Annotated in this window: 13 protein-coding genes; 10 read left to right on the top strand and 3 right to left on the bottom strand. The window is 66.8% G+C overall.

The features are described 5' to 3' along the window. The coding region (locus Q5H94_RS14220; protein WP_304561943.1) for a winged helix-turn-helix domain-containing protein at positions 1 to 372 on the top strand (372 nt) is incomplete at its 5' end. Here the strand turns inward: Q5H94_RS14220 and Q5H94_RS14215 are convergent. Together Q5H94_RS14215 and Q5H94_RS14210 are read right to left on the bottom strand one after the other, a co-directional pair. After that, positions 351 to 812, bottom strand: a complete 462-nt coding sequence (locus tag Q5H94_RS14215; RefSeq protein ID WP_304561942.1) for a hypothetical protein — start codon at positions 810 to 812, stop codon at positions 351 to 353. The two genes, Q5H94_RS14220 and Q5H94_RS14215, sit on opposite strands and share 22 nt — an antisense overlap. An 11-nt stretch (positions 813 to 823) precedes the next feature. Then, positions 824 to 2,248: a sigma-54-dependent transcriptional regulator gene (locus tag Q5H94_RS14210; protein WP_304561941.1), complete on the bottom strand. Its 1,425-nt coding sequence runs from the start codon at positions 2,246 to 2,248 to the stop codon at positions 824 to 826. Between the two features lie 146 nt (positions 2,249 to 2,394). Between Q5H94_RS14210 and Q5H94_RS14205 the strand changes: the two genes are divergently transcribed. The 6 genes from Q5H94_RS14205 (at position 2,395) to Q5H94_RS14180 (ending at position 7,016) form a co-directional block, all read left to right on the top strand. Beyond that, the gene (locus tag Q5H94_RS14205) at positions 2,395 to 2,532 is read left to right on the top strand and encodes an aa3-type cytochrome c oxidase subunit IV (protein ID WP_304561940.1); all 138 of its coding nucleotides are present in this window, start codon (positions 2,395 to 2,397) and stop codon (positions 2,530 to 2,532) included. 9 nt (positions 2,533 to 2,541) lie between these two features. Continuing rightward, positions 2,542 to 3,663 carry an NAD(P) transhydrogenase subunit alpha gene (locus tag Q5H94_RS14200; RefSeq protein ID WP_304561939.1) on the top strand — a complete coding sequence of 374 codons (1,122 nt, stop codon included), beginning with the start codon at positions 2,542 to 2,544 and terminating at the stop codon, positions 3,661 to 3,663. Next, complete coding sequence (locus tag Q5H94_RS14195) at positions 3,660 to 3,992, top strand: hypothetical protein (protein WP_304561938.1); 333 nt, start codon at positions 3,660 to 3,662, stop codon at positions 3,990 to 3,992. Before Q5H94_RS14200 ends, Q5H94_RS14195 begins: the two co-directional genes overlap by 4 nt. Before the next feature lie 3 nt (positions 3,993 to 3,995). After that, complete coding sequence (locus tag Q5H94_RS14190; RefSeq protein WP_304561937.1) at positions 3,996 to 4,307, top strand: NAD(P) transhydrogenase subunit alpha part 2; 312 nt, start codon at positions 3,996 to 3,998, stop codon at positions 4,305 to 4,307. Positions 4,308 to 4,437: 130 nt separating this feature from the next. Beyond that, entirely contained in the window at positions 4,438 to 5,952 is a 1,515-nt protein-coding gene (locus Q5H94_RS14185; protein ID WP_304561936.1) for an NAD(P)(+) transhydrogenase (Re/Si-specific) subunit beta, read from the top strand. A 116-nt stretch (positions 5,953 to 6,068) separates the two neighbouring features. After that, positions 6,069 to 7,016, top strand: coding sequence for a hypothetical protein (locus tag Q5H94_RS14180; protein ID WP_304561935.1), 948 nt, complete (start codon positions 6,069 to 6,071; stop codon positions 7,014 to 7,016). A 246-nt stretch (positions 7,017 to 7,262) separates the two neighbouring features. Here the strand turns inward: Q5H94_RS14180 and Q5H94_RS14175 are convergent, their stop codons facing one another. Next, positions 7,263 to 7,664, bottom strand: coding sequence for an HIRAN domain-containing protein (locus Q5H94_RS14175; RefSeq protein ID WP_304561934.1), 402 nt, complete (start codon positions 7,662 to 7,664; stop codon positions 7,263 to 7,265). Positions 7,665 to 7,738: 74 nt separating this feature from the next. On the opposite strand from Q5H94_RS14175, the gene Q5H94_RS14170 reads away from it, so the two are divergent. The 3 genes from Q5H94_RS14170 to Q5H94_RS14160 are packed head-to-tail and all read left to right on the top strand — an operon-like array spanning position 7,739 to position 8,449. Continuing rightward, positions 7,739 to 7,975 (top strand): YozE family protein, encoded by a 237-nt coding sequence (locus tag Q5H94_RS14170; RefSeq protein WP_304561933.1) that lies wholly within the window; start codon positions 7,739 to 7,741, stop codon positions 7,973 to 7,975. Next, entirely contained in the window at positions 7,975 to 8,244 is a 270-nt protein-coding gene (locus Q5H94_RS14165; protein ID WP_304561932.1) for a peptidase S24, read from the top strand. The genes Q5H94_RS14170 and Q5H94_RS14165 overlap by 1 nt, the downstream gene beginning before the upstream one ends. Beyond that, entirely contained in the window at positions 8,225 to 8,449 is a 225-nt protein-coding gene (locus tag Q5H94_RS14160) for a hypothetical protein (protein WP_304561931.1), read from the top strand. Before Q5H94_RS14165 ends, Q5H94_RS14160 begins: the two co-directional genes overlap by 20 nt.

Here is an 8,449-nt window from a genome sequence, read left to right as displayed (position 1 = left end):
GTGCAGGCGGCGGCGGGCAGCGCGCTGATCGCCGCGCGGCTCGCGGCCCTGTTGCGCCGCTGCGGCGAACCGGCGGCGCTCCACGTCGGCCCGCTCGCCATCAACCGTGTCGAGCATGTCGCCACGCGCGAGGGCCGCCCGCTCGCGCTGCTGCCGCGCGAATATGCGCTGCTGCTCTATCTCGCCTGCCACGCTGGTGCCGTCGTGTCGCGCGACGCCTTGCGCAGCGAGGTGTGGAAACTGCGCTACGACCCCGGCACCAACGTCATCGCCGCCCACGTCTCCCGCCTGCGCGCGAAGCTGGACCGGGGTTTCGGCAAGCCGATGTTGCTGACGGAAAAGGGCGTCGGCTACCGGCTGGCGGCGCCGTGAGGGGCGGACGCCCGCGTGGTGTGGAGGACGATCGCCATTCCGCCCGCCAGCAGGCAGATGGCGGCTGCGAACAGCGTCGGCGACAACGTTCCCATCGGCAGCGTCTCGCTAACGTTGCCGTAGCGATCCGCCTGCGGCCCGGCCAGCCGCTGCCACGGGCCGATCAGGGCGAGGAACGTGGCGATGCCGAAGCCGACGCGCCACCCGGCCGACGGCACGCCGACGGCGACCGCGACGGGCATTGCGGCGGCGAGCCACGGCAGCAGCGGCGGCACGAAGAACAGGGGCCACAGGATGATTGCCCAGCCTATCTGGTCGCTGTTGGCGTGCGCGAAATACTGCGCGCCGACGCACCAGGTGGCGAGCAGATAGGCCGGCAGGGTCGCCGCGAACGCGATCGCCGCATCGCCCGCCCAGCGCCCGAGCATCCGACTGCTCACACGCCCCTCCATCACGCCGCGTTATCGATCCCCAGCTCGCCGAGCTTGCGGTACAAGGTCGAGCGCCCGATCCCCAGTCGCCGCGCGACCTCAGTCATCCGCCCACGGTAGTGGCCGATGGCGAGGCGGATGACGTCGGCCTCGATCTCCTCCAGCGCGCGTAGATTGCCGTCGGCGCGGAACAGGGTGACGCCGCCCGAGGTCGCCATCGGCGCGGGGCCGGCGGGCAGGCTGTGCTTCTGCGCGCCCAGCGCCGCGATCTGCGGGAAATCCTCGGCGGTCAGCGCCGCGCCGTCGCACAGCACGGCCGCACGGAACAGGGCGTTCTGCAACTGGCGGACATTGCCCGGCCAGTCGTACTTGCCGAGCAGGGCGAGCGCATCGTCGGTCACGCCCAGCGGCCGCAGGCCGGGCTGCGTCGCGATCCGCGCGAGCAGGTGGCGGGCCAGCGCCGGAATGTCGCCGGTCCGCTCGCGCAAGGGCGGGATCGTCACCTGCACGACGTTGAGGCGGTAATAGAGATCCTCGCGGAAGCGCCCGGCCTCTACTTCCTCAATCAGCTTCTTGTTGGTCGCGGCGATCACGCGGATATCGACCTCGCGGCTGTGACGCGCGCCGATCGGCTGGATATCGCCGTTCTGCAGCACGCGCAGCAGCTTCACCTGCGCCTCGAGCGGCATCTCGCCGACTTCGTCGAGGAAGATCGTGCCGCCGTCGGCCTCCTGGAAGCGGCCGATCTTGCGCTCGAACGCGCCGGTGAAGGCGCCCTTTTCGTGGCCGAACAGCTCGCTCTCGACGAGGTTGGCGGGGATCGCGCCGCAATTGACCGCGATCATCGGCTTTTTCGCGCGCGGCGAAGCGGCGTGGATCGCGGCGGCGATTACTTCCTTGCCGACGCCGCTTTCGCCTTCGAGCAGCACCGAGACGCGCGCGCGTGCCGCTTTCGCCGCGATGGCGAGCGCGGCGCGGAAATCGGGCGCGGAGCCGACGATCTCGTCGAAGGCGAGCAGCTGCGGGATCTTCTCGGTCAGCGGGCGCAGCTCGCCCGCGGTCTTGCCGGCGACGGCGGCGTCGAGCGCGCCGAGCAGCCGGTCGGCGGCGAGCGGCTTGGTGAGGAAATCGGTGGCGCCCGCGCGCATCGCGTTCACCGCCTGCGCGACCGACCCGTTGGCGGTGAGCAGCAGCAGCGGCAGCGCCGGGCGGCGGCTGCGCAATTCCTCGATCAGCGCGGTCGGATCGCTGTCGGGTGCCCAGTGATCGAGCAGAATCGCATCGAGCTGCATCCCGTCCTGCGTGCCCAGAATCGCGATTGCCATCTCGCCGTCATTCGCGAAAATCGCGCGCCAGCCACGCCTGGCCGCGATCGCCGCGACCAGCCTGCGCTGCGCCGGTTCGTCGTCGATCAGCATCAGCAGGCGTTGCCCGTTGCGCGTCATCCAGCTACCTCGATTTGTGTCCCTAATCCGGCAACGCTGTAGCAATGAGATGTGAAAGCCGCCTTAAACGCCCCGAACCGGGACTTGAGGGACGGGCCCGCAGCGGCTAAGCGGCATATAAATTCAAGCATCTGGGGAGTGCGCACATGGCCGACGACGGCGATATCAAGGTCCACGAAGCGACCTACCACCGGGTTCTCGGCCTGCTGCAATGTGGCGGCGCGGTCATCTTCGTGCTCGTTCTGCTGCTGATCTATTTCGCGCTCGCGCCTGTTAGCAAGTAAGCCACATCGGTGAAAATCGCTGTCGTGAAGGAGCTCGCCGCAGGCGAGCCCCGTGTCGCTGCGACCGCTGAGACGGTCAAGAAGTTCGTCGCCCTCGGCGCGAGCGTCGCGGTCGAATCGGGCGCGGGGCTGAACGCCTCGATCGCCGATGCGGATTATGCCGCCGCCGGCGCGACCGTCGGTGCCCGGGCTGAAACGCTCGCGGGCGCCGGCATTGTCCTGGGCATTCAGGGCCCCGATCCGGCGAGTCTCGGCGGGGTTGCTCCCGGCGCACTGGTCGTTGCCAGCCTGAGCCCCTTTACCGAACGCGCGCGTATCGACGCCTATGCCGCCGCCGGGCTCGAGGCGCTGGCGATGGAATTCATGCCGCGCATCACGCGCGCACAGTCGATGGACATCCTCTCCTCGCAGTCGAACCTCGCCGGCTACAAGGCGGCGATCCTCGCGGCTTCCGAATATGGCCGCGTGTTCCCGATGATGATGACGGCGGCGGGCACCGTCTCCGCCGCCAAGTGCTTCGTCATGGGCGTCGGCGTCGCGGGCTTGCAGGCGATCGCGACCGCGCGGCGCATGGGCGCGCAGGTCTCGGCGACCGACGTGCGCTCCGCCACCAAGGAGCAGATCCAGTCGCTCGGCGCCAAGCCGATCTTCGTGGAGAACGTGAAGGGCATCGAGGGCGAGGGTTCGGGCGGCTATGCCACCGAAATGTCCGAGGAATATCAGAAGGCGCAGGCCGAGCTGGTCTCCGGCCACATCGCCAAGCAGGACATCGTCATCACGACGGCGCTGATCCCCGGTCGCGCAGCCCCGCGCCTGATCTCCGACGCGCAGATCGCGACGATGCGCACCGGCAGCGTGATCGTCGACCTCGCGGCGGAAAGCGGCGGCAACGTCGAGGGTGCGGTCGCCGGCGAGACGGTGGTGATCCACGGCGTCAAGGTGATCGGTGCGAAGAACATGGCCGGCACGATGGCCGCCGATGCGAGCGCGCTGTTCAGCCGCAATCTGTTCAATTTCCTCAGCGCCTTCTGGGACAAGGAAAAGAACGCGCCGGTGCTCGACGAGGAAATCGGCGATGCGATCCGGCTGACGCAGGGCGGCAAGATCGTCAACGCGCGGTTGCTCGGGTGAGCCTGATCGCCGCCGCCATGATCGCGGGAGCGGCGTCGCTGCCGGCGCCGCCGCCCGGCCTGCAATTCAGTTTTTATCGCATGCTGGCTTTCCAGCAGCGCGCGCATGAGCTGAACTGCGGCAGCGGCGATCTCGATGCCGAACTCGCGGACCTGCGGCGCAAGCTGATCGAGCGTTATGGCAAGAAGGCGTTCTCACCGCCCAAACAGCCCGCGAGCGGGATGCCGGGCAGCTGTTTCTCGATAACGAGCGTATACCGCGTCAACCTCGGTGATTTCCGCAAGCTGGTCGCAGAGACGCTGGCCGCGCCAGCCGCGCCGAAGGAGTAGATCATGGATTTCATCAGCATCCTGTCGATCTTCGTGATGGCCTGTTTCGTGGGCTATTACGTCGTCTGGTCGGTCACGCCCGCTTTGCACACGCCGCTGATGGCGGTGACCAACGCGATCTCGTCGGTGATCATCGTCGGCGCGCTGATCGCGGCGGCCGCCGCCGGGCTGGGCGCGGGCGGGGCGATCTCGAAGTGGCTGGGTCTGCTCGCGGTGGTGCTGGCGAGCGTCAACATCTTCGGCGGTTTCGCCGTCACCGCGCGGATGCTGGCGATGTACAAGAAGAAGGACCGGCCGGCGGCGGCGAAGCACTGAGCGACACAGCAACACGCCCGTCACCCCGGCGAAAGCCGGGGTCTCGCGGAGGCAGGGCGCAGCGCCCGCCACGGGGAGATGCCAGCTTTCGCTGGCATGACGGAATTGGGGACGGGGTAGGGTTAGGCGAATGGAACACGTAACGGTCAATCCCTGGGCGGCACTCGCCTATCTCGTGGCGGGCGTGTGCTTCATCCTCGCGCTGCGCGGGCTGTCGAGCCCGTCGACGTCGCAGCGCGGCAACCGCATGGGCATCATCGGCATGACCATCGCGGTGGTGACGACGCTGATTACGCATGCGCCGGTGCTGGCTGTCGCCTGTCCCCAACCTGCCAACGGCGTTGCGCTTTGCGAGCAGTTTGGTGCCTTGCATCTCGACACCCTCGCCCTGATCGAAATCCTCGGGGCGATCGCCATCGGCGCGGTCATCGGCGTGGTCACCGCGCGGAAGATCGCGATGACCGACATGCCGCAGCTTGTCGCCGCCTTCCACTCGCTGGTCGGCCTTGCGGCGGTGCTGGTCGCGGCGGCTGCATTCCTCAATCCGCAGGCGTTCGGCATCGCCGATCAGGTGATCCCGATGATTGGCCAGCCGTTCTGGGCGATCTATCCGCAAAGCCGCATCGAAATGGGCCTCGGCGTCGCGATCGGCGCGATCACCTTCTCGGGTTCGGTTATCGCCTTCCTGAAATTGAACGGCAACATGGGCGGCGCGCCGATCATGCTGCCGGGCCGCCACGTCATCAACCTCGGCGTGCTGGCGGGCATCCTCGGCCTGATCGCCTATTTCACGCAGGACCAGAGCCCATGGATCTTCTGGACGATCACCGCGCTCAGCTTCGTGATCGGCTTCCTGCTGATCATCCCGATCGGCGGCGCGGACATGCCGGTCGTCGTGTCGATGCTCAACAGCTATTCGGGCTGGGCGGCGGCGGCGATGGGCTTCACGCTGCACAATTCGGCGATGATCATCACCGGCGCGCTGGTCGGCTCGTCGGGTGCGATCCTGTCGTACATCATGTGCAAGGCGATGAACCGCAGCTTCATCAGCGTCATCGCCGGCGGCTTCGGCGCGGCGGCGGACACGAGCGGCGGTGGTGCCGCCAAGGAGCAGCGCCCGTGGAAGCGCGGCTCGGCCGAGGACGCGGCGTTCCTGATGCAGCAGGCCGAGCAGGTCATCATCGTCCCCGGCTACGGCATGGCGGTGGCGCAGGCGCAGCACGTGCTGCGCGAGATGGCCGACAAGCTGAAGGAGCACGGCGTCCGCGTGAAATACGCGATCCACCCGGTCGCGGGGCGTATGCCGGGGCACATGAACGTCCTGCTCGCCGAGGCCAACGTACCCTATGACGAAGTGTTCGAACTGGAGGATATCAACTCCGAATTCGCGCAGACCGACGTCGCCTTCATCATCGGCGCGAACGACGTCGTGAACCCCGCCGCCAAGACCGACAAGGGCTCGCCGATCTACGGCATGCCGGTGTTCGACGTCGAAAAGGCCAAGACCGTGCTGTTCATCAAGCGATCGATGGGCGGCGTCGGCTATGCGGGCGTCGACAACGACGTCTTTTACATGGACAATACCATGATGCTGCTCGCCGACGCCAAGAAGATGGTGGAAGAGATCGTCAAGTCGCTCGACTGATCCCTCCAAAATGGAGTGATCTTTCGCACGACCCGACCAAATCGGAAGAAATGCCGGTTCCGTCCGTTTCGGATTAATGCGTAATTCGCGCACTGTCTTTGGGGAAGGGCGCGGGTATGATCGAACGCGATGGCTGGGGCGGCGCGGCGCTGAACCGGGATCAGCCCAGCGCTCTCGTCATAGCTGGTGGCGGCGCGACAAAAATGGAAGCCGCCGTGCTCGCCGCCGGCGGCCGCCTGGCAGCCAGCGCTAGCTGGAATGAAGTCGCAGAGCGGTTGCGCACGCCGGGCCCATTGTCTGTCCTCGCGGTCGACTGTGTAGGCACCGACGATACCGTACTGGCGCTGGCGCTGCCGCATATCCTGGCCGTAGCGCACGCCCACGATACCCGGATCATTGTGGCATTCGAGCAGGCGCAGATCGACATCGTCGTCGCGAATCTGTTCGGCCCGGACGTCGATCTGCTCTGCGCACCCTCGCAGCTCGATCTCGTCGCGGCGCTCAGCCTCACGCTGCTCCGCGCCGGATCGCACGTCCTCCAAGAAGCGTCGCGCGATGCCGATACCTCGCGTTTGCAGCGCCTCAATGACGAGATCGCCCGCATTGCCGAGACGCTTGCCCGGCTTTCGCGCGAAGACGCCACGCCCCCAACTCGTGAGGCACCGTCCGATCGCAAGCGAGAGGCCGCCGCCGTATCGACCGACGATCCGCTCCCCGCCGTCACCGCGCGCGAGGTACGCGCCGCGATCCGCGCGCGCCGCCTGCGCGATCAGTACTTCGAAAGCGGCCTGTTCGAGGATCCCGCCTGGGATATCCTGCTCGATCTGTTCGCCGCCGAACTCGAACGTGCGCAGGTGTCGGTGTCGAGCCTGTGCATAGCCGCCGCCGTCGCGCCGACAACCGCCTTGCGTTGGATCGCCAAGATGACCGAGGCCGGGCTCCTGATCCGCCACCCCGATCCGTTCGACCGCCGCCGCGCCTTCATGGGCCTGTCCCCCACCGCGCTGGAGGGGATGCGCCGTTACTCCGGCGCCGTGAAGCGCGCAGGGCTCAGGATCGCGTGAGGTGCGCCGTCAGTCGCGGCAAAGCCGCGCCTTGTGGCGCGCTTCGCAGCGCTGGCCGCGCTAGCGATCGTGCAAATCAGCATTCGCTGATTTGTCTCGATCGCGTCGCGGTGGTGGGCGATGACCCTACCGAACTAACCGCTATTTATGGCAGTTTTGCGTGCCTCATCGTGCCGTTTAGAATAAAACTGCCCCCAGTGGTGCCCCCGCACTTTGCACCACTTTGAAACAAGACCCCGCATTTAATCAGGCACCCCACTCCGGTCCGTCAGGATCCGGTGTGAAATCGTGGCTGTAGACGGGCACTGCACGCGGAGGGGGCAGAGTCGGAGCAGCGCCGCCGAAGCGCACGCGGATCACGGCGACGGCAGCCAATCGTTCCTGGAAGACCGCGCTGACCTCTTCGCCAGCCGCTAGCTTGCCGCCGATCCACGGGGCGCGCTCAGCCGTCAGATACCCCAGTTGAATGCCGCGTTCGCTGAACACTGCCACCGCGTTGCGGTCGGCTTTGTTCTTCGGTTCCCGGCGCAATTCCACCGGGTCGCCCGGCGCGCACAACGCCACCTCGAACCGACGGTTGCTGCGGCTCTTATCCGAATTGGCGTGGTCGAGCCCCACCACTGCCAGGCTTAATTCGCGATCGTCCACGGCACCCCCGATTGTGAGAACAAACGTGGAACGCTATATTAGCGCCAGCGCCGATTCGGGCAAGGGAGTGCATCATGGTCGAGCAGCGGGCAAGGTATATGCAGAAAGCCGAGCCATTTGGCCGCTGGCTGCTCTCGCAGCGCGATCGGGGCGACTGGATCGACGATCTGGCGAATGCGGCGCGGGCCGATCGCACATTCCCCAAGGATGGGGATCCCGAAGCGGTGCGCAAGCATCTACGCGGTCAGCAGGCCGATGGCGACGTGTTTGCTGCGGTCGATGATGCTGAGACGGATTGGGCGGCGTCCTGATGGGGATTTTTCATCGGTTCCGTGTGCCTGCGCCGGTTTCGCCGGCCGATGCTCGTTCGCGCCTGGATGATCTCGCGAGCAGAGATAAGGACGCCTCGCTTGCCTCGCTGTCGCGGATGCTGCGGCGCCGGGACGGCTATCTCGCCACCTTCGTGCGCGATGGCGCGCCTGAGCGGCTTGAACGGAAGGACCGGGACTTGCTTGCCGCCTATTTCCGCGTCGATCCGTTTGAGTTCGGCGAAGCACGTGATGCAGACGCCGCAGCCTGACGCTCACGCGCAGGGCGGACGGTGCCGCCTATGCAGCGCCAACGACGTTGACGCCTTGGTCGAGGAGCTGGCGGCCGAGCTATGGAAATACCAGAGCGTCGGCACGCTGGACGAAAGCCCTTGGGATCAGGCCAGCGAATATTGGCGGCACGTATTTCGCCAGTTCGCCGCGACAGCCGTCAAGACGATGCAGGCACGTCACTGA

The sequence above is a fragment of the Sphingomonas immobilis genome (genome assembly GCF_030580995.1).
Taxonomy (GTDB): domain Bacteria; phylum Pseudomonadota; class Alphaproteobacteria; order Sphingomonadales; family Sphingomonadaceae; genus Sphingomonas; species Sphingomonas immobilis.
The sequence above is the reverse complement of the archived record's forward strand: the minus strand, read 5'-3'. Positions and strand labels throughout refer to the sequence as shown.